The organism is Planctopirus limnophila DSM 3776 (assembly GCF_000092105.1).
In the GTDB taxonomy this organism is placed as follows: domain Bacteria; phylum Planctomycetota; class Planctomycetia; order Planctomycetales; family Planctomycetaceae; genus Planctopirus; species Planctopirus limnophila.
In genome coordinates this window covers 4,624,041-4,649,797 of the sequence record NC_014148.1, presented here as the reverse complement: position 1 = coordinate 4,649,797, position 25,757 = coordinate 4,624,041, and the positions used below count along the sequence as shown (strand labels likewise).

Here is a 25,757-nt window from a genome sequence, read left to right as displayed (position 1 = left end):
ATAGCAGCTCAGTCGAATTGGTAATCTTAGTAAGTGGCGATCATGGAAAAAGTAGACTCATCTGTATCTTTTCATCCTGAGTTGATGATTGGACTTTTGCACGCTGTAGGGACAGATAGTGATCGATTCATCCGGGATCTACAAAAGTCACTGGAAAGAGCCTCCTATACAGTTGAAGTTATTCGCGTTTCTAGCGATGTGATGAGCCGTATGTCAGGTGACAATACGCCGTACAAATCGGAATACGACCGAATCAACAAGATGATGGATGCCGGGAATAAGTCAAGGGCGGAGCACGGTGACTCAGTGTTGGCACAAGGTGTTGTCGCGAACATATATTCACGGCGATTGAGTAGCAACGAGACAATTCAGCCAAAACAGAAAGCCGCATTTATAATCAGTTCCCTAAAGCGGCCAGAGGAGGTCGAATTTTTAAGGGTGACCTATCCATCCGGTTTTCTGCTAATTGGTGTTCATCAGAGCGAGCAGGATCGGCGTCAAGAGCTCACTCGTAAGGGGTTGTCAACCGAACAGGTTGATCGACTGCTTGATCGTGATGCTGACGAAAGTGAAGATCCGCATGGACAGAGGTTGCGGAAAACATTTCATTTGGCCGATTTTTTTATAGATCTCTCTTCTAATCAATCGCAGCTTGCGTGTGACATCGACCGTATTGTCGATCTCTGGTTCGGCAATCCTTTCCAGACGCCAACATTCGACGAGCATGCAATGTTTATGGCGTTTTCGTCAGCGCTTCGCTCCGCAGATCTTTCGAGGCAGGTAGGAGCCGTTGTCGCTAAGGATAAGCAGATACTTTCGACTGGAGCTAATGACTGCCCCAAGGCAGGCGGAGGTCTGTACTGGCCAGATCGCCATGATGGCCCGTGTATTCGAGATTTGGAAGATGGTAGAGACTACATGAGGAAGGATGGCGATTCTAATCGAGCTGAACAGGTAAGAATGATTAACAGTATTGCTAATTCAATCGGCCAGAAGTGTAATGTTGATACTAAGATGGTGGCAGCTTGCCTTGAGGGTAGTCCGATTCGAGATCTGACTGAATTCGGTCGAGTTGTTCATGCGGAAATGGAAGCAATTCTTAGCTGCGCCAGGAATTGTGTTTCAACTGTTGGAGCAACACTTTACTGCACTACGTTTCCCTGTCACAATTGTGCGAAACATATTGTAGCGGCAGGCATTGAGAGAGTCGTTTACGTTGAACCATATCCAAAAAGCAAGGCTTTGGAGTTTCACGACGACTCAATTGCACCTCCCGGAACAAAAAGTGAGCAAGTGAACGGACGAGTGAGATTCGAGCCGTTTGTCGGAATCGGCCCTCGACGTTTTTTTGACTTATTCTCCATGCAACTGGGGTCGAGCTACCCACTAGTGCGCAAAAATGATGAAAGTGGACAGAAGATAAACTGGTCTATTCAAGATTCTCGTTCTAGAATACAGATGGCGCCGCGTTCTTATTTGGATTCCGAAACGGAGGCGGCTACACTTTTCCTTCAGTCAATTAACGCCGCAACTGGGAGTGGAAAAAGTGACTGATGCCGAATTCCTTGAGAAGCTAGAACGTGCTGCGGCAGTGGTCAGAGAATGGCCAATTTGGAAAAGACACATCCTTTTGCAAAGTTTGCAACCATCTTCTGTGGCACCATTGGCACCGGAAGATATCATTCTCGACAAACCAAGACATGAGGTTGTTTGTCACCCTTGTGCACGCAATCAAGCTACTCACGATGAGTAGTAATGATCAATTGATTCCGTCGGGTGGTCAGGGTTGAGATTCAGATTTCTGTTGGGATGGCCACGTCGCAAAATGTTATGGATCTCTCTGCTTCACTGAGTTGAACTTGAGGATCTTCGGCAGGGAAGGACAATAGACGTTCTCTAGTAGCCGACTGTCTTCTGCCTAAGGAATACAATTAGGTCGGTGACAACAAGGCTGGGTCACTCTGGCATGTTGTGTGCCACGTACCAGTGTGGGTGCAATGCCAAGTGCATTCCGTGCTGCGTTATGGCTCTTGGGAGAGTTGTCTGGTGAAGCGGCAGCGGGGGTAGGATTTGCAGCCGAGGAAGGTGTTGCCGGCATTCGGGCCGCGTTGGGATTGCCGCTCGATGAGATCGTTGCCGCATTTGGGGCAGCGGGTGGTTGAGGAGTGGCGGTCTGCGAGTGAGGCCATGTGGGTGGCGTGGTTGAGAGTGCGATCGCGTTTCAGTTCCTGGATGGCGGCGATGATCCGCTCCACTTCGTCTTCAGATAATAATGGCTCGCGATGCCAGCGGATATAGCTCGACAGGCCGTGAGTGAGGACGTTGCTGGGCATGGGGGTCTTCAGTTCCGCGTCGCCGATGAAGAAGATAATCGAGTGCATGCAGGTTCGGGGCAGGCCCAGGTGCTCTTCGAGGCAGCAGAGATGCCGATAGTTCTGCTTGAGCGGGTTCTGGAAGCGGAACGATTTTTTATAGAACTTCTGCGTCCACTGGCTGTCTTGCTCGTTGCCATAGATCCAGCCATTCATGGTCTTGGTTTCAATGACGAAGAGGCCGTAAGTTGAAACGATCAGGTGATCGATCTGTGTCGTGCCGTTGGAGGTGGGGACGACGACGTTGTGGAACTGGCGGTAGGTTCGCGAAGGGAGCCTGAGCCACAGGCCCAGCCGGGTGCAGATTTCGCCAAACCAACCTCGGAGATGGCTCATGGGGGGCCTGATGTTGCTGTGAGCTGAACTGGTGGGTTGCGCAAAGCCTTAGTCCACCGTAGCTTTCCGCAAAGCTGCCATCAACCGCTTCCAGTGGAAGATCAGTCTCGATGGGTGGCCATGTACATCCTCGACTCACTTTCTGACGAGCACTGCTGGGCGAGCCAACAGTGGCACCCGGACGAGAAGGTTTCATTTGATGCCAGTCAGCTATAAAGAGGATGGCCGAACTGGTGCATTGGCATGCACCCTACTTATGAAGATGCTACCAGTGGAACGCGGGATATGGTCCGCATAGCGGACCCTCCGCGTTTGGCAGGCACACAACAAGTCGGCGATTACCAGGCGAATGTGCCGTCGGTTGTGGGTGGGGTGAGGTCGAAGTAGGAGGGAGAGATGGGTGTTTTTGTCAGTTTTAAACAGGCAGCGGCGAGAGCGAAGGCGCGGTCGTCGTGGAAGCCGGCTTCGTTTCGATGGTCAAAACGCAATCGGCCCGAAGGCGACTGTCGCAGCAAAAGTGTCGCCAGTTCCTGAGCCAGATCGTTCTCATCTCCCGGCTGCGTCGTCGTCTCGGGATTGATCAGCGCTTCTGCAGGAGTGGGCCCGTGGGAAAAATCGAGTTGATCGAATTGCGGTGAGCCGCAACCGGGGTACCAGAGCACCCGGCGTTCGATAATCAGTTGCCGCAATAACATCGCCAGAGCGTGATTCCCGGCTCCACCAGCGAACGAAAAGCGTTCGAGTGCGAGTTCTGCCGAGCGATGCTGGATGATGGACAATAACTGATATTCATCGAGCACGAACTCAATATCATCAAAGGCACCCGCTGCCCAGGTGAGCCAGTTATCGACCCACGCGACAGGTGTGGGCCGCCCGGGCTGTGGAATAGCGACATCCATGCGATCGACAATCAGGCGATCTCCCTCGGCATGCAGAATGACAGCGACTGTCCAGTCGTGCTTCTCGGCATAATCGATGGCCGCCACATAATGGATGCCTGGTGAACCATGCTCTTTCCTCGCGAGTGAGGGATCGATACAGGCCCGGGCTTCGTCGAGAGTGACGAAGTCGCCTTCCGCCTGTTGCCACTGATTGAGCCACAAGCGGGCAAAGACGGTCGCGGGGAGCAAACGCTGCTGCTCGGCCAGTGTTTCTGGGGTAATCCAGCTCGCCTGAGGGCCATGGAGCGATGAGAAGTACCACTCGGGAGAAGTGCGGGCAGCCTCGCGAACCTGCCATTGCCAGGTACGGCCCACACCAGCATTACTCATCACAGCGAGCAGGGTGTGCGGCTTTTTCGCCGATGCAGAAACGAGCGAATGCCACAGATCAGGCTTTGTCCAGTGGCAGAGTTCGTCACAGATGACGAAATCGGGGAGCAGGCCCCAGGAGCTGGCGACATCGGAAGAAATGACATCGAGCCGGCTGCGTGTGTGCGTGTGGATCACCCGTTCCTGCTGCACCTGCAGATGGCCCAGCAGGTGAGGATTGAGACGCACGAGCCTCGCAATGGCCTGCAGGAGCAACTGGGCCTGTTCACGATCAGCAGCCGCTGCAATGCCAGTGACGGGTTCCTGCGCGAAGGCGAGTATCCAGGCGCAGGAGAGAGCGATATCGGTGGTTTTCGAGTGGCCGCGCGGTCGCTCGAGATAGGCCCTTCGAAGAACGTGGGGAGCGTTCGAAGTGGTCGCGTCGGCCTGTGATAACGAAGGACGAGAACCGAAAGCCAATTTGCGCCAGGCGGGGTCGAGGGCTGCGAAATCGGCCCGTTGCCACGATTCGAGTGTGGCCTGCCGCGTTCGATCGGCGGCAGAAAGACGGACCACATGCCGGAAGCTGTGAGGATTATGCCTCGAGATCAGGAGTTGCCAGGCGCGCAGTGAGTTCAGGCGGGAAATCAAGTCCTGCCTCTCGGCAGCGGTCAAAGAGATCGGCATCGCTGAGGTCTTGTCCTTCCAGTGGGCTGGCAGCCAGTCGCCAGTCGGCTGGTGGCTGATGGCGCAGCCAGAATTGCTGAGCTGTGACATTTCCCTTGAGGGCCGCCTGATAGAGCATGGCCACCACGTTCTGGCCTTGAATCTCCTTGATCGCCTTGAGCTTCTCGGAAAATTCGGCATCTTGCGCGAGCGTGAGAGCCAGTTGCAGTTGCGAACATTCCAGCTTCTCACAGGCACCGAAGGGACTGGCTCCTTTGGTGAGAAGTTCGAGAAACTCCGCCTGTTGATCGCTGGTGAGCAGAGCGGGTTTCAGAAGCTGTGGTGTGGTTTCGAGTGATTCATTCCAGAGCATGGGATGGGGGACTGTTGGCGATTCTTCTCTGGCAACTGGCAAGGTAGGCGGGTGAGTTTCGATTATCGAAGAGGAAGTAGACGGGGTGAGCATGTTGGCTTTTGCGGAACGTTTCATGAGTGATCAATCGCTTGCGGCCCGAAAGTGAACGTGTGCCGTAGATTTGGGAGTGCTGCTCACGATGGTCTGCGGCAGGTGCCTTTGGGGAATGGGTTGCGGACTGACATTCCCCGAGATTGAGGAACCCGGCTTTCTCGAAGAAGGGGTGGAACTGCCCCATCTCGGCGAGCGATTCGATCCACGGCCAGGGAACATGCTGGCAACTGGCGCGAACAAAAGGAGCCGCCAGCCCGGCTCCTCGATACGTGGGATGAATCACCACGCGGGCCAATCGGCAGAACTGTCGATCGATGGCCTGGAGGCCGGTTCTTGTCCAGCGGCCGGAAAGACCAAAGTACTGGTTGCGCAAACGCAACGAGAGTGGGGCACTGGTGAAGACACAGATGCCTATGGGTTCGTGGAGATGCCAGAGGATGGTGACGAAGCGGACAATGCCGACGGAGTGCGAGCGGTAATGCCACCGAGCAAAATACGCCCAGTCGCGTTTCGTTCCGGTGGTGAGGGCCAGTTCGTGGAAAAAGCTGATTTCTTTTTTTTTACAGCGGGCGTGGGGGCGTCGGCCTCCCGTAGGGTCCGCTGTGCGGACGATGTTGCGGACGAGAATGTCGGCGAGGCGGCCAGGCCGGAAAGCTGAGGCGGCGCGTCGTGACTGCAGGTGACGATGAGGTCGGGCTCGAGGTCGTCGAGAATATCGGTGTGTGTGGTGGCCACGAGGCCACCGAGGCGATGTTGGCGCAACAGGGAATGCCAGTTGCGGGCCATCACTTTGGCTAGCGTGCGATCGAGTGGCGAAGTGAACTCATCGGCCGCGATCCAGGTGCCCTGTGATGAATGCTGACTTTGGCGACGAAGCGCCTCGGCCACACTTTGTGCGAGGCGAAAGCGAAATCTCTGGCCGTCGCTCAGTTCATCAGGTGTTCGCAAAAGAAGTTGTGGCTCAGCCAGACCGCACTGGGCCAGAAGTCGAAAGGCATCCAGTGGTGGAAGTGCCAGGGCGTCGGCCACGAGTGACGCAACCTGCGGCAGATGATCAAGCCACAGAACATCTCCTTGGCCCGATGACTTCAGCTCTGCAGCGACGGCCCGCATGAGTGACGATTTGCCAGAGCCCGAGGGGCCGACGAAGGCAATGAGGTTTCCGGAAGTGACCGGGAGTTCGAGATCGCGGGCAATCACCTGCTGCTGGCCATCAAGTGTCAGGCCGAAGTGATCGCAAACCATCGAGGCCTGAACGGTGGGTGCCTTAGGGGCGATGTGGTAGCAGATATTGAGCAGCATGTCGGGAGATCCAGTAAGACCGGCGTGAACGATGAACACAGAGAACTGATGGGGCCATTCCACGATCGGCGATTCAACGAGGGTCGATTAATCGAGCTGCCACTTGAGGTCAATCATGCGGGGCAACTCGATAGTGAGAGATTGCGTGGTGGCTGTGAGCCCTTCAATCGATTGTTCGACAGGAAAGATGTTCGACATCCGGAACTGGGGATATGGCTTCTCGAAATCGAGATGGAGCGAGTTTTGTTGTCTCGATAAGCGAAACACGAGTGGCCAGTAGAGCCGGATGGCTGCTGATTCGGTGAGTGAAATGGTGGTACTGGCTGGCAAGCTGCCTGAAGCCTTCTGGCTGGCTGGCAGGAGACGGCCTTCGAACATCAGTCCCGCTTCGAGCAGAGGCCGGGTCGATTCCAGCAGCAGGGCCACTTCCCGAGACGTATTGGACAAAGTGCCCATCGAGATCGCACTGACTGGCTCATGGCTGGTGAAGCTTCGCTGGTCACGAACTCGAGCAGCGGCTGCCAGATAGCGGTCTGCCAGGAATTGCCGCCCCGGATACGATGTGTGCCGCTCGAGGACTTTCCCCTCATGCATAAGCACAAAGGTGGGCCAAGCTTCGATCTGAAACTGTCGTGCCAGCGACTGTTCGCGATTGGCGTCGATCAAGCGGATATGAGCCTGGGGAACTTCGCTCACCTCCCAGCCACTGGCCTTCAACCAGGGCTGAAAATCGTGAATAGCGCGCATGCAGGGGACACACCCCGGGCCATAAAACACCAGCCACTGCAACGCACGAGAATTCTGAGCTGTATTCACAGGACTCGCGGGGCTTGCTGCCTCTGCAAAGAGTGATGGCCATGCCGCTTTCGTTGACTGCGAAAGAGCTTCTTCAGCCATTACATGAGGTTGGGCCCCTGCCTGCGGGCCAGTGGCCAGCCACATGATTAGCCCGGCAGGATAGATCAGCGAGAAGGTGATGCTCCGGAACATGATTCTCCCCTGAAACAAAGGGTGTGTGGAAACTGGATGTCAATAAAATCCGCGAGCCGCTCAGCAGGTGCGGGGCTCACTCAAAGATCGATTTTTCTCGCCAGGGAATGGGTCTTGGTGTCGGCAGACTGAGATCCGAGAGACCGACCATGACAGTCCGGCGATCAGCCAGCATCGATTCCACCGCCTGCGGAGCAACCTCTGCCCAGCCGTCATCTCCCCACTCCTCTGACCAGCTGTTGGCCAGCCAGAGATAAGGTCGTTGCTGGGCATCGCGCCGCCGGCTGTATCCCAGAAATGCGACGGCATGCCCGCCACCGCCCGGGCGATAACTTTCAATACGCCCCTGACGTGGCGTGAGGCTGCTGTTCCAGCCCAGGCCAGCCACCACACCTCCTTGCCCGGCTGCGAGAAATGACCAGACATCGTCATACGAGGTGCACACAGTGTGCGACCGGATGCGAAATGGTGCCGCTGCGGGCCAGGCTTCTTGAGGAATCACACCGGTGTAGCGCAAGGGGACGGGGTTCGGGAACACCTCCAGCGGGCAGAAGCCATATTGCCGGGCACATTGGACACCCCCTTGAATGGTGCTCCCCTGATCACGTCCTAAAAGCCCATCGATCTGCTGAGTGGCGTAATAGGCAAACAGAGGTGAGAACTGCGTCACGCGCCCACTGGCGAGGTGATAGGCCATTTCTCCCACGCTCGACAGGGCATGCCCCTGGCAGCTTCCCAAAGATCCCTGCATTTCAATGCGATGCCATGGGCGGGGATCGATTTCTTGTGGAGCATCGCTGACAGAGAATGACCTCGTCAGCGGAGCTTGAGAAGATGCCGACAACAGCAGACGCTCTTCCAGATCATCGCGCCAACCAAATTGATTCATGAAATGTTCCCCACAAAAAAGGCCGGGTGGCTGGGGTCGGATGTCTTCATTCGCCCCCAGGTCACTCGAGGACCACAGGACACATTGCATCCGCAATGTTCTTCATGACTCTCCATGAACGTCGCCATGAAGTGCCAATGTCAGATGACCCGGGGGCAAACGAGGACGTTTGACCCCTGCCACCCTTGGGAGCCTCCCCCTAGAAAAGTTGTGTGAAATCGACCGCCCCAAGCTGTCAGCAGGGCACTTAGAGGACTGTCATTTCGTGGAATGCTTCGACGTCAAAACGCGAAGACCATGTCGCGTGTTGTGATGCAAAAACTCACTTTGCTTCTGGGATCGCTGCGGCAAAGCCTTGAGAGAGTCCTTTCAACAGGTTGCGGGCCTGAAGCTCATCGATTGGCTGGCGATTCATGACCTCTTCGAGCCGGGCATCAAGGGGTGCGAAGGCGGCACGTCGGATGCTTGAAATGCGTGCGCTGAGATCTTCGTGCAACTCAGCCGGGCGAAGTTCTGATCGCTGGCTCGCTTCGTCAAAGGCTTGCTGCAGACCGACGGCATAGGTTCGCAAAGCCTTTCGGGCCAGCTCTTGATCAGCAGCCAGCGGAACTTCGGGACGCGGGTGATCATCGTGCAGGGCGGGTGTCAGGCAGCCAGCGAGGGATGCGAGGAGAAAACATCCCATCAGGCCGACGAGCAAGCGTCGGGCTGTCGCTGGAAGCACGCGTGTCGGGGCACAGGCAGGCCCGGGGGAGAAGGGAAACCCCATGGTGGGAACACGCGGCAACAGGCACGAGAGCAGGGCGCGTGGACTCTCGCACTTCGAAGGAGCGGCTTCGAACCATCCAGCGGCGGCAGCACACTGCACCCGCCCTGCACGAAAACAACGTCGAAAGACCATGAGACAGGTTCTCTGAGTAAGGACTGGGAGATGAAACCAGAGATTCAGGAAGCCGTGGATGAAGTCTTGGGTCCGCGCACGCAGCCGCGAACTGATTTCCTGGCTGTCGCGGATCTCTGGCGGTTGTCGTAACGCTGAGCCATGGCGGCTTTCGCCAGCTCCTGCAGCTGTTCTTGAGCCGGTGAGGAAGCGGGGAAGTAGTGATGCAGCACATCCAGTGATTGCACGACTGGCTCGAAGGAGGGCGTTTTCACATTGCCTTCTTCAGCATCAGGCGTGGGCTTGTCAGAGTTCAGCCAGCGAATGAGGGGCCAGAGCACGATCACCACCACCCACGGAAAAACGGTCAGCAGATAGTTGCCGAGCGAGCGCTCCGCCATCCCTGTGACCATTTGCATCACATGCCAGCCACCAGCCAGACACAAAATGACTGCCAGAACCGACAGACCACGAACAAACACCAGACGAGTGAACATGCTGAGAGCACCCCACGAAAACAGTGGCTTGACCAAAGAGACAGGCACAAAATCAACAGGCGGTTGACGACAACTGGCCGAACATCACGCTGGGTCAATCGCGCCAGGGGTGTGTCACGCGGCGGGTATCGGTGCTCCATTGCTGCACCAGTCGAATGACGACGGTGAACACAGCCGTAAAGAAGGCGTTCCAGGTGCCAAAGTGGAACGAACTGAGAATCTCCAAGAGCGCCACCAGTGCTGCCGACCCACCGGCAATCGCAACAGTGCGGGCAATCTCCCCCGCATCACTTGCCGCCAGCGCGAACCGGGCACTCCCGCAAAACTGTTCCTTTTCTCCAGAATTCCCCGGCTGGGGAACATTCGCTTCCATCGATTCATCAACCACAGGGCGCATGAGACAGGCCTCCCGAACAACCACGATTTTTCGGGCAGACACTTTTCCGCCCCCTCACCCTATCACCCCCTGTTGCGCCCCTCGCGGGGTTGGTGGCAGCGGATGGGGGCCTGTCGTTCACCCACGTTTGGGTCTTCCGCTGCCAGAATGCGAATCAACGGAGAGGTTAGAAGCGGGGCTGGTGGCAGCGGATGGAGGCCTGTCGTTCACTCACGTTCGGGTCTTCCGCTGCCAGAACGCGAATCAACGGAGAGGTTAGAAGCGGGGCTGGGGACAGCGGATGGGGGCCTGTCGTTCACCCACGTTTGGGTCTTCCGCTGCCAGAACGCGAATCAACGGAGAGGTTAGAAGCGGGGCTGGGGACAGCGGATGGAGGCCTGTCGTTCACCCACGTTTGGGTCTTCCGCTGCCAGAACGCGAATCAACGGAGAGGTTAGAAGCGGGGTTGGTGGCAGCGGATGAAGGCCAGTCGTTCACCCACAACTCTTCTCGCGGCACATGCCCCTCTGGAACCCTCGCCCGCGTCTTTGTGGGAGAGGGGAGAAGATCCTCATTATGTCAGATCGCGTGGTAAGCCCGCCTTGTGAGCGGCCAGTTGTTGTGAACAGGGGCGATCCGAGCGACTGAGCGATCTCAGCAATGTGCCAAACACACGCAAAGCATCGCAGACGGCGAGCTCTTTGCGCAAAAGCCACCATTGGGGAGAGCCATTAGTGCCGAGTAAGCATTTTCGACTCGTGAGTGCTTTCGTCATCGTCTGGATCGATGGGCCACCATCGAGACTCACAAATCCCCACCGTTCGAAATCGGTGTGCCAATGAGCCCAGGCCGTCGTTGTCAGACAGATTTCTAAAGGTTCTTGCGAGGGAGAAATCAGACGTTCCTGAGCCAGTTCGATCGCCAGTAACAACGTCACATCCGGCATCGAGAGCCACTTCCCCTGCTCATCGACAGCAGTCAACGTTTCACCATCCGGTGCGAAATAGCACCCCAGATGAGCCTGCTCCTGACGAACGGTCTCTTCCAGAACTCTCAGCGAGGCGGAAGTATGACTCGATAAATCCCGATGCACAGCCGGCAGCGAGAGCGGAATCAACCGGCACGGATGATGTTCCGTCAATCGCTTCAATCTCTGAAAAAGAAGTTCATTCTCACTCCCGCAAACCACAGTCAGCGGGCGCAGCGCATGAAACTCTTCCTGTAAGGTCTGATCCTGCTCAAAGTGGAGAAGAGGTGAGTATCGACCCAGTTGTTTAGCGTGAGCATAAATTCCCGTGCGAGATTCCCCACTGAGCCAGCGCAATTCCTCAATCGATGGCCAGGCCAGGCCATCCGGCCCGATCAGGTCAAATCCCGTCCAGGCAGGGCCATATCCCGAACCAGTAATGAAGATCGCCAGCACATTTTGGAACGATGACATCGCCAGGGTCAGATCGGGCTTTCGGCAGAACCCCAGGTCAGCAATATCCAGCCCCTGCTGTCTGAGGCCTTTCACCAGCCCGGCGGCAATCTCTGGCGAACTGACACGCTCATCATGACCAATCACCACTGTTAATGTCGTCCCGGCAGTCGAGGCTACTCCCCCGAACGCCCCCTCGCTCAAAGCCTTGCCAATCGCCCTGCCCCACTCCACCGCACGAGTGCGATGCATCACATTCAGATAAACCGCCCGGACGCCACCCTCCGAAAAAATCTCTTCCTCACGGTTTTCAAGGATCGGCGCTACAGGGAAACTGATGGGCAGCAGTCCTTGTTCGTCGCGAGCCGGGCAATTCCTACAGAGGGGATAATGAGCCGCCAGTCGCGCCAGATGCACACTGCGGCTGATCGAATACGTTTCCTCCGGACAGCGATACGTTCCCCCCGGTAAAGCGCCTGGGGCCAATGCATCGATGGGCTCAGCCACTGCATCGATCGAAGGAAAAGTTTCTGATGGCTCGTCCGCCGGTGCCATGGAACAATCTCTACAACTGCCGGCCACTCACAAGAACACACCCACACGATCACACAGAGGGAATCTTATACAAAAGCCGACAGGGTGGCTGGGGTCAAACGTCCTCGTTTGCCCCCAGTTTGTTTGACGCTGATCGCTTTTGACGAACGGCGTTAAAAGCAATAAATGTATGTTTCGGATGCATTTGCGCTGGTGAACTTGATTGACCAGGGGGCGGATGAAGACATCCGACCCCTGCCACCCAGCCGCGATCAATCTGTGACCGTAGCGCGTGACCATCGAAAAATTTCTCACGCAGGAGCTTCTTCTCCATCGGCTGGCTGTTCTGACTCTGTCGTGGCATGCACTTCTTCGGTGGGCTTCGCAGCGCGTGCTCTTTTCTCGGGCGGCAGTAAACGATCCAGAATGCCGTTCACAAACGAGCCGCTATTCGCACCGCCAAAAGATTTGGCCAGTTCGAGAGCTTCATCGATCACCACGCGGTGGGGCGTATCGGTCTGCAGAAGTTCATAGGCACCTAATCTCAGCACGTTGCGATCTGTGGGTGCCATACGACTGAGCGACCAGTTGACCGCTGCTTCTTCGATTTTCTTGTCCAGCGCCGGGCGGAATTCCATCGCCCCGGAAAAGAGCCCCCAGGCAAAGCGAGAGAGCGTTTCATCCGGCAACTCGGCCTGAATCATCTGACGAATCTGCTCGAAGCCCACATCGGGATTGAGATCCTTCAGATACAGCATCTGAAGCACGACTTCACGGGCTTTGTGGCGGCGGGACATTGACATGAAACATCCGAGGTACAAATCACGGGCGGAAACAAATGATGATAACAACCTGCAACCAGGAAGAAACTCTCAGCGATTCGGAGCATTCCTTCAGGCCGCTAAACAATATGGATTTGAACACGCAGGCTGTTCATGGTCACATCAGATGACGGGCCGGAATTGATGACCCTGAGTCGGCAGGCCATCGATCGTATTCCCCTGCAGATGATGTGCGCATGATCGATTCGTGAGAGTTATTTCTCATGGCGGGAAAGTTCGATGAGCACGTTGCGGGTTTCAATCGCTGCCAGTGCCGCCTCGACACCTTTGTTCCCCGCTTTCCCGCCCGATCGATCCAAAGCATGATCCATCGTGGGGCAGGTCAGCACACCGAACGCCACCGGGATACCACACTCCAGAGCAATCTTCTGCAGGCCGGCGGCCACCTGCTGATTGATGTATTCGTGGTGCGTGGTCTCTCCCTGAATCACAGCCCCCAGGCAGACAATCGCACCATATTTCTGCGATTGTGCCAGCTTTTGCGCGACGACAGGCAGCTCGAATGACCCCGGGACATACACCACCGTGATCTGATCTTCGGGCAAACCGTGTCGACGATACGTCGAAACGGCCCCTTCCAGCAGGCGGTTGGTCACGAGTTCATTGAACCTCGAGACGACAATCGCTACAGGTTCTTGAGGAGCAAGCAGTTGAGCTTCAATAGTGCGCGTCATATCAGTTTTGATACTGGAAAGAGTACGGATTCAACAAAGAGCCATCAGTATTCGATCGACTCGAACAGAACATGATTCTGCTCAGGTATCCATCAACTCAGGCATCCATCAACTTAAATTCATTGTATTCAGAAACTCTTCGTTCGTCTTGGTTCGCCGCAGCCTGGATGTCAGCAGTTCCATGGCTTCCACGGGGTTCATATCACCCACGACTCGGCGCAAAATCCAGATTTTGCGAAGTTCTTCTTCGTTAAACAGCAATTCTTCCCGGCGTGTCCCCGAACGATTGATATCAATCGCGGGCCAGACTCGCTTTTCAACCATCCGGCGATCCAGGTGCAGTTCGGTATTCCCTGTCCCCTTGAACTCTTCAAAGATCACATCGTCCATCTTGCTGCCGGTATCAACCAGAGCTGTGGCGATAATCGTCAGGCTGCCCCCTTCTTCGACATTGCGTGCCGCACCAAAGAATCGCTTGGGATGCTGCAGAGCGTTCGCATCGACACCACCTGTGAGGATCTTTCCCGAATGAGGAACTTCCGAGTTCCACGCGCGGGCCAGTCTGGTGATCGAATCGAGAAAGATCACCACATGCTGACCGTACTCGACCATGCGTTTGGCCTTCTCAATGACCATCTCCGAAACCTGAATATGTCGGCTGGGAGGTTCATCGAACGTACTCGAAATGACTTCGCAATTTCGCCCTTTGACCTGCCGTTCCATATCGGTCACTTCTTCGGGGCGCTCGTCAATCAGCAGCACAATCACATAGACATCAGGTTCATTGGCAAGGACAGCTTTCGCCAGATTCTGCAGCAGAATCGTCTTGCCAGCCTTTGGTGGCGAAACAATCAGTCCTCGCTGTCCCATCCCGATGGGAGCAATCATATCGACCACGCGTGAGCTGTAATCGGAAGATATTCCCGCCAGCTTCAGTCGACGCTCGGGATGCAAAGGCGTCAGGTCGTCAAAGAAGACCTTCTCCGTCAGCAGATTCGGATCTTCACCGTTAATCGCCTCGACCCGCAACAAAGCAAAGTAGCGCTCGTTTTCCTTGGGCGGACGAATCTGACCAGCGACAGTCGCTCCATTCCTCAGCCCGAAGCGGCGAATCTGGCTTGGTGACACATAGATGTCATCCGGGCAGGGCAGATAGTGATAATCGGGGCTGCGCAGAAACCCGAAACCATCGGGAAGAATTTCGAGCGTGCCTTCACCGAACATCAGGCCATGCAGCTTGGTGCGTTCTTTGAGAATCTTGAAGATCAAATCCTGCTTTTTGAGCCCGGTGTACTCGGTAATGTTCTCCGCTCGGGCAATGTCGATGAGTTCTTTCATCGTCAATCGCTGGAGTTCAGCGACATGGATTTCGTTTTCGCCGTTTTTCGCCTGCTCGTACTTGTCGTCGCCGGGAAGTGGCTGGTCGTCGTCATCGGGTGGCAGAGCCTGCGATCGAGCGAGTGGTGGCGCACTGAACTCTTCTGTTCGACGATCGGCACGATCCTGGTCTGGTTCGCGCACAGGTTCACGGCCGGCAGCAGAACTACTTGTTGCCGTTGCACGACCTGACTGAGATTCCCTGCGGAAGGAACCTAAGGGGATCGGCGGGGCCTCTCCGGTGGCAGAGGCTTCTGTCGAACGATTCATCGAGGCACGAGGTTTCATGGTCATGGCGAGGGCTGCCTGACTAACTGAGAGGTAATTTTTAGTGGCTGGTGCCAGATTGACAGGTTGGCACACCACCACGCGCTTTCAAAGTTTGTCAACGAACGTACGAGTGGCCAGGCCATGCCAGAAAAGGGCGCAGGCTCGTCACATGGCCAATTCACAACACACAGGCTGGCGGCATTTTTTACGAAAGATGAAACACCATTCTGAGAAGCCGCTTTTCCCGGCTCCTGCGCGATCGCCTTGACATCGGACATCTCCGCGTGAGACGACGTGACCGGTGGTGTTTTCAACCACGATTGAATCGCGTCTCTGAGAGCCGTTGTCGCTGCATTCGTTTTGAGGTCGTTGAAAATGACCAGATCGGCCACGGATCGCTTGGCATCCAGTGACCACTGGCTCGCTTCCCGTCGGGCCAGATCTTCCAACGACCAGCCACGCCCTGCGATCTGTGCATGACGATCGACTTCATTCGTATCGATGTAAACCAGCAAATCGCAAAGTGTACGCCAGCCAGTCTCCAGCAGGATCGCTGCATCGAGAATCACAGCCGCGTATCCGGCATGAGCCGCATGTTCGATCTGTTGGAGTAGCCGCGATCGAATCTGCGGATGCACCACCTGTTCGAGTTGTTTTCTCGCAGCCTGCTGAGTGGGGAGTTCTCCAAACACCTGGGCCGCCAATTGGCGACGGTCAATTTCACCATCGGCACCAAGAATCTGACTGGTGAACAGTTCGACCAGCCGGGCGCGAACAGCCTCTTCCCGTAGCACCTCATGTCCCGCACGATCTGCATCCAGCACCAGCCACGGCGGTTCCACATCGACGGCAGCACTCCGCGCGACGAAACTCTTCCCGGAGCCAATCGCTCCCAGAATTCCGACGACAGGGACTTTTCGAGTGCTGATCGCAGACTGCGATGTCATGGAAGATTACCAGCAGTGCTTAACTAAGGAAGGTGGTTTGGAATTGCAGCGAGAGATGACTGACGACGGGTTCGATGAATTCATCCAAGGTTATGAAGGAATGATGCCAATGTTGGACACGCAGGTGATGAGGTGCAGTTGAAAGTGCTTATGGGGCGAACTCTGGGAACGTTGATCAATAGAAATGGTTCGTTGTGAATGATTCGTTGCAGGTGGGTTGGTGCTGTATTGATATGGCAGGCGATGTTATCGACAGGTTCCCATTCAGGATTGCCAGAAGATGTCGTGAGAAGTCAGAACAGGATGGGAAAGTCGGTAGAATCGAGGGACAGATCAAGACGACACAAGGACTTGTGCTCAATTGGGTGAGTTGGACTGATTTCAGAACATGACCAGGGAATCACACAATACGGATGACTGCGTTCTCATTTGAAGTTGGCTCCTTGCCAAATTCAGCGACAAAACACTGGAATCACGTACCTTATTACCTATATCCTGCCCCTCCACACCGCGAGTGTCAACCAAAAAGCAGGTCATCTCACTCCGCAGCATCACACAATCACATGCTTAATCATTGATGAGTCTGCAGCGTATGACAGCCAGTAACATTGCTCGAACTTTGGAAACTGCTGCTGCTAACAGGCCAGATCAGGTCGCCATTTACGCTCCGCCATCCGGTCGAACACCACTGCGGGTGGAGAATTATCAAACGCTCACTTTTCAGCAGCTCCATGAATTATCTGTTGAACTGGCCTCCGGGCTGAATGCGATCGGCATTCGCCGGGGGACACGCATTGCGCTCATGGTGCCCCCTTCACCGGAATTCTTCGTACTGACTTTTGCCCTGTTCCGGCTGGGGGCCGTCCCCGTCCTCATCGATCCCGGCATGGGGCTCAAAAATCTGGCACAATGCCTGACCGAAGCCCGTCCCGAAGTCTTTATTGGCATCACCAAGGCTCACATCGCGCGCTCTTTGCTGGGCTGGGCGAAAGGCTCGCTGCGCCAGTTGATTACCGTCGGCCGTAAGCTTTGGTGGAGCGGGCGGACTTATGACGAACTGCGACGACTGGGCCAGAAAAGCTCACAGGTTCCCATGGTCGATCTCCCCCGGGATGAAACAGCCGCCATCCTGTTCACCAGTGGCAGCACAGGAATTCCCAAAGGAGCCGTTTACACTCACGAGATCTTCTTGAGCCAGGTGGAACTGTTGAAAGAGGCTCTGAAGATCTCTCCGGGCGAAATTGATCTTTGCACTTTTCCTTTGTTCGCACTCTTTGCCCCGGCCCTCAATATGTCCGCGATTATTCCGCGGATGGATTTCACCCGTCCTGCGAAGGTCGATCCTCAAGAAATCTGGCAACCCATCGAACTCTTTCAAGTCACAAATCTGTTCGGTTCTCCCGCTCTGATCCGCAGGCTGGCCATCGCTTCACAACAAGCGGGAAAGACCTTCCCCACACTTCGGCGTGTGGTTTCTGCCGGCGCACCAGTGAACCCGAAAATTCTGGAACTGTTCCAGCCCCTTTTATCGCCGGGGACACCCATCTACACACCTTATGGTGCGACGGAATCGCTCCCTGTGGCTGTTGTTTCGAGCCAGCAGATTTTAGGTGAAACCCAGCAGAAAACTGCCGCTGGAGCGGGGATCTGCGTCGGTCAAGTGGTGACCGGCATGGAGGCCCGCGTCATTCGCCTGAGTGATGAGCCGATCCCCGAGTGGTCGAACGATCTGATCCGCTTACCAGGTGTGATTGGCGAAATTGCCGTCTGCGGGCCAGTCGTCACCAAGTCTTACGATGCCCGACCCGAACAGACAGCGTTGGCAAAAATCATCGATCCACACACGGGGGAACTCTGGCATCGCATGGGAGATGCCGGCTACTTTGACGAGCTGGGCCACTTATGGTTTTGCGGCCGGAAATCACAGCGGGTTGAATTGCCGGCCGAAGCTGGTGTCCCTGCACAAACCCTCTTTGCCGATCAGTGCGAAGCGGTCTTCAATGGGCATCCCGCAGTCGCCAGAACAGCTCTGGTCGGTGCTCTCATTGACCAGCGAATCATCCCTGTCCTGTGTGTTGAAAGGAATCCGGGCGACCGCACACCGTTTGCTCAGCTCGAAGAAGAACTTCGCTCGCTGGCCATCAGTTGCCGGGTCACGGCAGCGATTGAACACTTTCTCGAACACCCGGCGTTCCCCGTTGATACCCGGCACAATTCCAAAATCTTCCGGGAGAAACTCGCCCCCTGGGCCGCAAAACAATTGAGCAAAAGTCAGCGTAAACCATAACCGCGCTATCAACGAATGCTGCGTTTGGGCAACCCGTCCGGATGGATCATCGAGTTCACTCTCAACTCAGTCATGGGTGGCACTGTCTTGGGTGGCACGACCTGAAGCCCCTAAAAAAACAAAACAGTGCGAAAGGGCGTGGTCTTTACGCTTTTCTACTTCATGTTTTCACATTGCCGGGTGGCAACGGTCGGATGTCTGCATCCGCACATTGGTGAATTCAGGTCACCGGCACGAATGCATCTGCAAACATGCTTCATGGCAGTTGAGAAAGGTCGTCAGGGATGACCAAAGTCTCATGACCTGGGGGCAAACGAAGACGTTTGACCCCAGCCACACAGCCACTTGCCACACCGCAGATTAATACAGATGCAAAGTTGTGTGTAAAAGACAGCGGCTCTGGGCAAGCATGCCTTCGCAACCATCACCACGCTGTTAGATCAACGGAACCGTATCGGCTGAAGACACACTATGTTCCCAGCTTCAGGCTGGTGACAGCTCCCAGATCATGCACGCACAAAGCCTCGCGACTCCCGATTGGCTCGCCATAAGCTTTTCCGATTGCCCAGCCCCAGTAGCGGGCCCGGTCACGAATATCATCCAGAGCCGTCGGAAAGGTGAGTGTGCGACCTGTGATGAACTGGCTGGCATAAGCCTCGACGGCCCGCATCTTCTCATCGATCGTCTCGCTGATATCGACGACAAATGCCGGCTCTGGCTGAATTTTGAGGTGAATGCTCCAGTAGTAGAAGATTCGGGGAGGGTGATAAGGCTCACCCGCCATGGTTGTTTTCGTCAGTTTCGACCAGAACCGTGCCGCCTCGATCATCTGTGTCGCTGCCACATGATCGGGATGGGCATCCTCAGGCCACGGTGCCAGAATGACCTTGGGACTGGTTAATCGAAACACCTCCGCCACAGCCCGACGATGATCCAGTGTGGCTTCGAGCGCGCGATTCGGTAAACCGAGGTTCAAACGAAAATCCAGCTCCAGAAGTTTCGTCGCCACCTGGGTTTCTGAGCGTCGAATTTCAGGTGTTCCGAAGGGGGTGGGTTCACCCGAAGTCAGATCGAGAACACCCACACGCTGCCCCATCCGATGCCATTTGAGCAGCGAACCTCCCACACTGATCTCCGCATCATCCGGATGCGGTGCCACACACAGGATGTCCAGCGGCTCGAAATCGACAGGTATTTCTGCAAGGCTCGAAGACAAGGATGACGCTTCCTGACAGAGATAAGGAATCTACGATTCAACGCTCATTCACACAGCTTGCTTTAGTATGTTGATTCGAAGTGAGGCTGGGGTCAAACGTCCTCGTTTGCCACCAGATCGGCTGACGCTGGTTATTCATTGCAGTTTAGCTCCTTCTCCCGTTCTGACGGGAGAAGGCTGGGATGAGCGGAGCTCGCACGTATCGGGCGTGCAATCCACGAGTCGCTTCATCGCAGGACGCTTTTCATCTCTGGCCTGGAGCAGACAATTGGCACTCCGGCGGAGGCCATTGTAGTTGTTGAAAATCGATGAGGAAGACCCTCACTGTGCCCTCTCCAACGAAGACGCGGGTGAGGATTAAAGAAGCAGCTTTATTTGAATTCTCAGCATTCTTCGTTGCATAAGTCGTTCAGGTCTGTTTCTGGAAATGAAATGGCCTTTAAGAGCGCCACACTGCGTCTTCGTATATTTTTTGGTATCTCTGCGTGCATATCACTCATTCTTCGTATTGTCCAATTGTCACCAGCAGGCACTCTAATTTCCTTCATGGTGTTTTCTGCGTTTTTGCCTTTAGGCCCTGTCGTCCAAATTTCAGCAATACATTTTTCAAAATGACGAGAATTGTCTTTCAGCCATTTCTTCAATGCTGGTACGGTTTCCGTAAAAAACTTTTTTACATCGGAGTCAAGAAGAGATTTTTTATGGTGATAGGCTTTACATTCCACAATTCTCAACTCATTATCCGCACGAATCCCAAAAACATCTACATCGCGAGATGTACTACCCCATGGAACGACTCGACCGAGCTCTAGTGAAGTGAATCCATTTGATTGCAGAATCAAAGCAGATATTAATTCAAGACCAATTGCTCGTAAATCTGCTACAATTGGATTCACCTTTAAGTCTTCTATCAGTGTAGCCACTTTATTATATTGATCTTGAGAGTTTTTTGGATCGGACTGGCATATTCCGCAAAGCAGTTGTTCAATCTGAATCATTACATTCAATGCTTCATCGCCGAACAATTGGCGAAAGCTAACAGTCATTAACGATTCTTGACGAGCTTTACTCCACGCCTCCGTTTCGAAGTCGCGTGCGGCAATTACGCCCAAGATGGGCTGCTGTTTGCGGCCTCGATAGGCTGCTCGTTGAATTCTTTGAAGCAAAGATTCAACCTGAGGTAGGGAGCACATATCGTGGTAACAGTCTATAACGACTGGACATGAAGTAGGAGTTCGGTTTCCATCTTTCCACCGCCTTAGAGGTCCAAGATAGGAAAACCCATATGCTGTGAAAACTTGCCCATTGAAAACAACGTATGGCTTGTCAAAGTCCGCGATATCGATGCAGTTCCATGATATGAGATTCTGCTTTCGAAACCGTTCAGTTAAAATCTTTGCGAGAAGTGTTTCAACTCGAATTCGGCTTAAGGCAATCACTGCAAGAGAATCTAGGTCTTCACCGGTTTGCACAGCCTGTGGTGCCACAACTGACTCTAAAGCTGTTCCACGCTGAATGATTTTTGCTCCAAGTTCTTCGAGCGAGCGGCACTCCTCCTCAAATGAGAGTCTTTGCCGACTTCCTGACAGGGCGGCATCCGTTGATGATGTCACAGCGAGGAGACGTAGCAGATCCATGCGATGAAGCAGCTTATGCGTACCAAGAGCTGCGACACTTCTCGCTATTCCATGCCGTTGTGTTGACCTTAGTTTTTCTCCGATTTGTGCGAAGAAGGATGGCGTTCCAACCAATCCCAATCGAGAAAATAGTCGTTCATCTCTCGGTAATTTGAGCGTTTCTGAACGCCAAAGGCTCTTTTTTTGTGACTCGCGACTGAGGATTTTGCGAGCATTTGGAGTGCTAAAACCTTCAGCGTTGAGCTTACCAATCAACTCTGAAGAAGTGTACACACGGTCATCATTTATGATTTCGATTCGTTGATCGCCCACTTTTTTTTGCATGACGTAACCATCTTGATTGTTGTCGTGTCACACTGCGCTTATTTTAATTATATCTCTTACGAGATATTACCGCTAAGCGTGTCGAAAAATCATCCTGAAAAAATGGCAAAAGTTCAGTTTTTTAACGGCAAGATGTCACGGTGATTTTGAGTGCAGCTCTCCAGATTCGTATAACCATTGTAGACGGTCGATTCCCTGCGCTTTTGGTTAGTTACGCGAAAGGTGGCGCAACAGAGTGGGATTGGGTAGAGAGGCTTCATCAGGGTGCACCTTGCAGGTGGGATCTGCCCGCTTGTGATTCCGGACCGAAGTTTCTCCCGTGGCTCGATCAGAGCCCATCCTGTGCGATTGACACCTCAAGGTGTCAATGGTGGGAGTACTGCTTGTGGGTACTTCCCCTCGAATTCGAGTGCTACGGTCAGTAGGGAACTGAGTCAGTGACGAACAGACTTTGTGATGCACTGAACGAAAATGGTCGCGAGCTGCATTCGGAAAAATCGACAGCGAATGAAGCTTGAACATAAGACGATTGAGAAATCGGGCTAGCTGGCAGTCATGACGGGCGAAGGTGACTTCGTTGGTCGTGGCTGTCCAGGATGGGCTGTGATTGAGGCTGGAATACGGATGACCCCTGACGACTTGTGAGAGTCGTTGGGGGTTGTTTTTTTTGGTGGTTGGGAGTTGGAGAAGAGCTGGTGGCCGGGTAAGCCAATGGCCAGGAAAATGTCTATCGCGAGCAGGACGTCGGCAATCTACAATTTCAGTTGAGGGGGACTGCTCCAGTGGTTTTCAGAGTCTCTTCCTCCAAAGAACATAGAAAGGAGTGCGGACTGATGACTGGTTACACGGTGCATACGGGGGCGACGGCTGAGTTTTCTGATGGGTGGGATCGTATTTTTGGCAAGACGACCAGCAGTTCGAAAACTGCAACGGGTGCTAAAAATTCATCGAAGACAAAAGCTAAAACGCCTGGCCAACCCAATGGCAAGCTGTCGAAATCTGCTTCAGGAAAGTCTTCTGGCAAAGCTGCCGCCAAGCCAAAGAAGAAAGCTCAATAGCGGGAGGTCGATCCCGGGCCGATCAGTCTGCCTGACCGCTAAAGTTTGACAGGCTTGTCAAAATGAACCTGTTCTAGCGAATGGATCGAAGCCAGAAGTTCGTTTCGCCGGGATCGTTGGTGGCGATGGTTTTGCAGTGCAAAGCCCTGAGAGTGACAGCCGATACCCAAGGCACTGCAGGTCTTCTCAGAAATGAAGGATATGTAGCCTTCGGTCAAGAAGATCTTGCTTCCAGTGATCTCAATGGAGGGAGAAACCTGTGTCTGAAGATCTCGAATTCGAAGAAATCTCGAGCGATGAAGTGGATCGAGTTGTGGCTGCTCTCGAAGAGTTAGCAGGATCGGTCACGAGCGAAACCATTCGATCGCACATTGAAGAGCTTTCGAACACGATTTATTACCTCGTCTACGACGAAGACGAAGAAGAGCTCTCAGAAGCTGCCTGATTGCTCTAACTGTTAAAAGAAATTGAGCCCGCTGATCGATCTTGATCAGCGGGCTCATCGCTTTGCCAATAATCGCTTTGACAGTGATGCTCTAGGTCCACTTGTAGAGGGTTAGTCCATTCAGGTCGCGGATCGCAATCTCTTGGCCAGCCACCGCCAGGTGAGCCCAGCTGTTGTCTTTGAGAGATCGAGAGCTGATCTGCTCGAACTTCTCGGGTGTCATGAGAATCAGCCGCAACTCACCGGTTTCGTCCAATGTCAGCAGGCGATTGCCGATGGCGACGAGGCTCCAATACTTGCCAAAGGGCTGCGTGATCCAGGCTTCTTTACCCGTCTTGAGATCAATGCAGGCAAATCGCTGATTCCGCAGATGCAGATAGGCATGGTCGCCGGAGACAATCGGGGTCGACATATATCCTTGAACTTTGTTCTTCCAGACTTCGTTGACCGTCCATTTGCCGGGCGAAGTCTGCTCTGGCTTCATGAGGAAGGAACCACCGCCATAACTGCTGGTAAAGACACAGCCATTCCAGACGACGGGGGTGGTGATGTTCATGCCGCGAAATGCGGGGATCGGAATCTGCCAGAGGACTTCTCCTGTTTGGGGGACCAGCCCGGCCAGTTTTTCGCGGGATTGAATCAGCAGTTGTGTCTGACCATCGATCTCTGCCAGAAAGGGTGATGAGAAGGCGCTGCCATTCATGCCGCCGCCATCATCGAATGATCGCCAGAGGAGGTCTCCCTTTTCTGGATCGAGAGCACAGACAGCTCCGCCCGCCTGCACGAAGACCATTTTTTCCGTTACCAGAGGTGAAGCCACAAAGCCGAAGGTGGGGAGTGCTGCCTTGAACTTCGACACGAAATCGAGCTTCCAGAGAATCTCGCCATTTTCTGCATTCAGGCAGACCAGCAGATCTCGAATCCCCGGGACATACAGACGCGAGCCAGCCAGGGCGGGTGTCCCGCGAATCCAGTCACCATTCGCTTTGGCAAAGAAGGGGACGGAGATGGCACCCTCCCACGATTGTTCCCAGATTTTTTTGCCCGTGGTTCGATCGAGCCGGTAGACGTGTTCGGTCTTCTGGCCCACTGTGGCGGTCGTATAAACGGCATTACCTGAAATCAGAGGGCCGGAATAACTGGGTTCGAGAGGGACATTCCAGAGGGTCTGCAGATGCGATTCATCGAGTGAATCGGGTGTCGAACTTCGGGTAGCAAAACCGGTTCTCTGTGGCCCGCGCCACTGATTCCAATGATCGCTGGCCGATGAATCGACTTCGGCTGCTGAAATTTGCCCAGCTGCAAAGCCGGCAGCAGTGCTGCTCAAGACTGCACAACCACCTAACCAGGTCAGCTGGCTGATGAATTCTCGTCGGCTCGATTGTGGCATGCGCTCGTCTGGGGAGTGTGCAGTGGGCATCCTTCAAGTCCTTAGAAGGGAGGATCGCGGATCGAATCACTTCATATTGTAGAGAAAAATGCCAATCGTCGATGCCAGGTTTTCCAATCGATGGTCCATCATCATCGATCAATCCGCATGGGCTGACAAACGCCCCGGCGAATGATTACGCTATTCCATCATGACGCCCGGCACAGAATTGTTCGATGGGAGCATACCATGCACGCGACGGAGTTTCTGGCTGATGCTCAACCGACGTTGCCGCCGGTGATCATTTGCGTGGGGACTCAATGGAAGCTGCGTCAGAATGTGCTGGCCCGGCTGATCGAGCTGGCATTGGGCGGAGACGATGCGTCTCTCACCAGGCTTACTGGTAAAACGGCAGAGTGGCCGAACGTCAAAGACGAACTTTCGATGGTTTCGATGTGGGGCGACCGCCGCCTGATTGTCATTGAAGAGGCCGACGATTTCGTCTCGAAGTATCGTGGCTCCATCGAGAAATATTTCGAGCAGCCCGCTAAAAAATCGATTCTGCTGCTGGAAGTGAAATCGCTCCCCAAGACCACGCGCATCGCCAAGCTCTGTGCCTCGAAAGGCCTCGAAGTTGATTGCAGCGAACTCAAAGGGCCGGCACTCAACAAGTGGCTGACCAATCTGGCCAAGGTTCAGTTTGGGAAAACACTCACGCGCGAGGCGCTCTCACTGCTGGTGGAACTCGTCGGCGAAGATCTCGGAACTTATGAGCAGGAACTCAGTAAGCTCTCTTCATACACAGGAGCGAGAACACAGATTGAACTTGAAGATGTCCGCAGTATGGTCGGGGGGTGGACCACCGAAACCACCTGGTCAATGACCGATGCAGCCCGAGATGGCCAATTGGCACGCAGTCTCGAATGCCTGGAAGACCTGCTGCGCGCCAATGAAGCTCCCCAAAAGCTGCTGGGTGGGATTTCGTTCGTTTATCGAAAACTGGCGATTGCAGCCGAACTTTCGCGATCGATGCCACTACCTCAGGCGATGAAAGAGGCGGGTGTTTTTCCGCGCGATCAAGGGGCTGTGGAGGCTTATTTCCGCCGGATTGGCAGAGCACGGGCCGATCGACTCTACCAGATTCTGCTGGAGGCCGATCTCGGTCTTAAGGGTGGCAGCAAACTCCCGGAACGGATTCAGATGGAACGTCTCTTGATGCAGCTTTCAGGGAAATAATGCCCATCGCTGAAATCAATGACATTTGGAGAGTTTATTGAGCATGCCTGCTCAGAGCCGCAAGCATGGCACAGAAAGCATGGGACGGGTTTGT

At 54.5% G+C, this 25,757-nt stretch carries 23 protein-coding genes; 5 read left to right on the top strand and 18 right to left on the bottom strand.

The features are described 5' to 3' along the window. Positions 1 to 42: 42 nt before the first annotated feature. On the top strand, positions 43 to 1,554 hold the full coding sequence (locus PLIM_RS18565; RefSeq protein WP_013111857.1) for an anti-phage dCTP deaminase: 1,512 nt from the start codon (positions 43 to 45) through the stop codon (positions 1,552 to 1,554). A gap of 467 nt (positions 1,555 to 2,021) precedes the next feature. Here the strand turns inward: PLIM_RS18565 and PLIM_RS18560 are convergent, their stop codons facing one another. From PLIM_RS18560 to coaE, 15 genes are all read right to left on the bottom strand, one after another. Beyond that, positions 2,022 to 2,708 carry a nuclease-related domain-containing protein gene (locus PLIM_RS18560; RefSeq protein ID WP_013111856.1) on the bottom strand — a complete coding sequence of 229 codons (687 nt, stop codon included), beginning with the start codon at positions 2,706 to 2,708 and terminating at the stop codon, positions 2,022 to 2,024. A 338-nt stretch (positions 2,709 to 3,046) separates the two neighbouring features. Then, complete coding sequence (locus PLIM_RS18555) at positions 3,047 to 4,645, bottom strand: terminase large subunit domain-containing protein (RefSeq protein ID WP_196349483.1); 1,599 nt, start codon at positions 4,643 to 4,645, stop codon at positions 3,047 to 3,049. Next, the gene (locus tag PLIM_RS24610; RefSeq protein ID WP_041402214.1) at positions 4,554 to 4,997 is read right to left on the bottom strand and encodes a hypothetical protein; all 444 of its coding nucleotides are present in this window, start codon (positions 4,995 to 4,997) and stop codon (positions 4,554 to 4,556) included. Before PLIM_RS24610 ends, PLIM_RS18555 begins: the two co-directional genes overlap by 92 nt. Continuing rightward, positions 4,984 to 5,472 carry an N-acetyltransferase gene (locus tag PLIM_RS18545; RefSeq protein WP_041402212.1) on the bottom strand — a complete coding sequence of 163 codons (489 nt, stop codon included), beginning with the start codon at positions 5,470 to 5,472 and terminating at the stop codon, positions 4,984 to 4,986. The genes PLIM_RS24610 and PLIM_RS18545 overlap by 14 nt, the downstream gene beginning before the upstream one ends. A 32-nt stretch (positions 5,473 to 5,504) precedes the next feature. Beyond that, complete coding sequence (locus tag PLIM_RS18540) at positions 5,505 to 6,395, bottom strand: ATP-binding cassette domain-containing protein (protein WP_013111853.1); 891 nt, start codon at positions 6,393 to 6,395, stop codon at positions 5,505 to 5,507. A gap of 87 nt (positions 6,396 to 6,482) precedes the next feature. Beyond that, positions 6,483 to 7,385 (bottom strand): thioredoxin family protein, encoded by a 903-nt coding sequence (locus PLIM_RS18535; RefSeq protein ID WP_013111852.1) that lies wholly within the window; start codon positions 7,383 to 7,385, stop codon positions 6,483 to 6,485. 76 nt (positions 7,386 to 7,461) lie between these two features. After that, the gene (locus tag PLIM_RS18530) at positions 7,462 to 8,274 is read right to left on the bottom strand and encodes a C1 family peptidase (RefSeq protein ID WP_013111851.1); all 813 of its coding nucleotides are present in this window, start codon (positions 8,272 to 8,274) and stop codon (positions 7,462 to 7,464) included. 322 nt (positions 8,275 to 8,596) lie between these two features. Continuing rightward, positions 8,597 to 9,175, bottom strand: coding sequence for a hypothetical protein (locus PLIM_RS18525; RefSeq protein ID WP_013111850.1), 579 nt, complete (start codon positions 9,173 to 9,175; stop codon positions 8,597 to 8,599). Between the two features lie 44 nt (positions 9,176 to 9,219). Further along, on the bottom strand, positions 9,220 to 9,651 hold the full coding sequence (locus PLIM_RS18520; protein ID WP_013111849.1) for a hypothetical protein: 432 nt from the start codon (positions 9,649 to 9,651) through the stop codon (positions 9,220 to 9,222). A 94-nt stretch (positions 9,652 to 9,745) separates the two neighbouring features. Beyond that, complete coding sequence (locus PLIM_RS18515) at positions 9,746 to 10,048, bottom strand: hypothetical protein (protein WP_013111848.1); 303 nt, start codon at positions 10,046 to 10,048, stop codon at positions 9,746 to 9,748. A 553-nt stretch (positions 10,049 to 10,601) separates the two neighbouring features. Then, positions 10,602 to 12,002: a phosphohexomutase domain-containing protein gene (locus PLIM_RS18510; protein ID WP_013111847.1), complete on the bottom strand. Its 1,401-nt coding sequence runs from the start codon at positions 12,000 to 12,002 to the stop codon at positions 10,602 to 10,604. A gap of 290 nt (positions 12,003 to 12,292) precedes the next feature. Beyond that, on the bottom strand, positions 12,293 to 12,784 hold the full coding sequence (nusB, locus tag PLIM_RS18505; protein WP_013111845.1) for a transcription antitermination factor NusB: 492 nt from the start codon (positions 12,782 to 12,784) through the stop codon (positions 12,293 to 12,295). Positions 12,785 to 13,017: 233 nt separating this feature from the next. After that, positions 13,018 to 13,497 (bottom strand): 6,7-dimethyl-8-ribityllumazine synthase, encoded by a 480-nt coding sequence (gene ribH, locus PLIM_RS18500; protein ID WP_013111844.1) that lies wholly within the window; start codon positions 13,495 to 13,497, stop codon positions 13,018 to 13,020. A gap of 108 nt (positions 13,498 to 13,605) precedes the next feature. Then, positions 13,606 to 15,168, bottom strand: a complete 1,563-nt coding sequence (rho, locus tag PLIM_RS18495) for a transcription termination factor Rho (protein WP_148227183.1) — start codon at positions 15,166 to 15,168, stop codon at positions 13,606 to 13,608. Next, positions 15,165 to 16,091, bottom strand: coding sequence for a dephospho-CoA kinase (gene coaE / locus PLIM_RS23245; RefSeq protein ID WP_013111842.1), 927 nt, complete (start codon positions 16,089 to 16,091; stop codon positions 15,165 to 15,167). Before coaE ends, rho begins: the two co-directional genes overlap by 4 nt. 592 nt (positions 16,092 to 16,683) lie before the next feature. On the opposite strand from coaE, the gene PLIM_RS18485 reads away from it, so the two are divergent. After that, positions 16,684 to 18,378 carry a fatty acid CoA ligase family protein gene (locus tag PLIM_RS18485; protein WP_013111841.1) on the top strand — a complete coding sequence of 565 codons (1,695 nt, stop codon included), beginning with the start codon at positions 16,684 to 16,686 and terminating at the stop codon, positions 18,376 to 18,378. A 469-nt stretch (positions 18,379 to 18,847) separates the two neighbouring features. Here PLIM_RS18485 and bshB1 read toward each other — a convergent pair whose 3' ends face one another. Both bshB1 and PLIM_RS18475 read right to left on the bottom strand, forming a co-directional pair. Further along, on the bottom strand, positions 18,848 to 19,594 hold the full coding sequence (bshB1, locus tag PLIM_RS18480) for a bacillithiol biosynthesis deacetylase BshB1 (protein WP_013111840.1): 747 nt from the start codon (positions 19,592 to 19,594) through the stop codon (positions 18,848 to 18,850). A 383-nt stretch (positions 19,595 to 19,977) separates the two neighbouring features. Continuing rightward, positions 19,978 to 21,555, bottom strand: coding sequence for a hypothetical protein (locus PLIM_RS18475; protein WP_013111839.1), 1,578 nt, complete (start codon positions 21,553 to 21,555; stop codon positions 19,978 to 19,980). A gap of 833 nt (positions 21,556 to 22,388) precedes the next feature. Between PLIM_RS18475 and PLIM_RS18470 the strand changes: the two genes are divergently transcribed. Then, positions 22,389 to 22,613, top strand: a complete 225-nt coding sequence (locus tag PLIM_RS18470; protein ID WP_013111838.1) for a hypothetical protein — start codon at positions 22,389 to 22,391, stop codon at positions 22,611 to 22,613. A 259-nt stretch (positions 22,614 to 22,872) separates the two neighbouring features. Further along, positions 22,873 to 23,058: a hypothetical protein gene (locus tag PLIM_RS18465; protein WP_013111837.1), complete on the top strand. Its 186-nt coding sequence runs from the start codon at positions 22,873 to 22,875 to the stop codon at positions 23,056 to 23,058. A gap of 91 nt (positions 23,059 to 23,149) precedes the next feature. On the opposite strand, the gene PLIM_RS18460 is transcribed toward PLIM_RS18465, so the two are convergent. Next, positions 23,150 to 24,478, bottom strand: coding sequence for a PQQ-binding-like beta-propeller repeat protein (locus PLIM_RS18460; protein WP_013111836.1), 1,329 nt, complete (start codon positions 24,476 to 24,478; stop codon positions 23,150 to 23,152). 198 nt (positions 24,479 to 24,676) lie between these two features. On the opposite strand from PLIM_RS18460, the gene holA reads away from it, so the two are divergent. Continuing rightward, positions 24,677 to 25,663: a DNA polymerase III subunit delta gene (holA, locus tag PLIM_RS18455; protein ID WP_013111835.1), complete on the top strand. Its 987-nt coding sequence runs from the start codon at positions 24,677 to 24,679 to the stop codon at positions 25,661 to 25,663. The last annotated feature ends 94 nt before the right edge of the window (positions 25,664 to 25,757 follow it).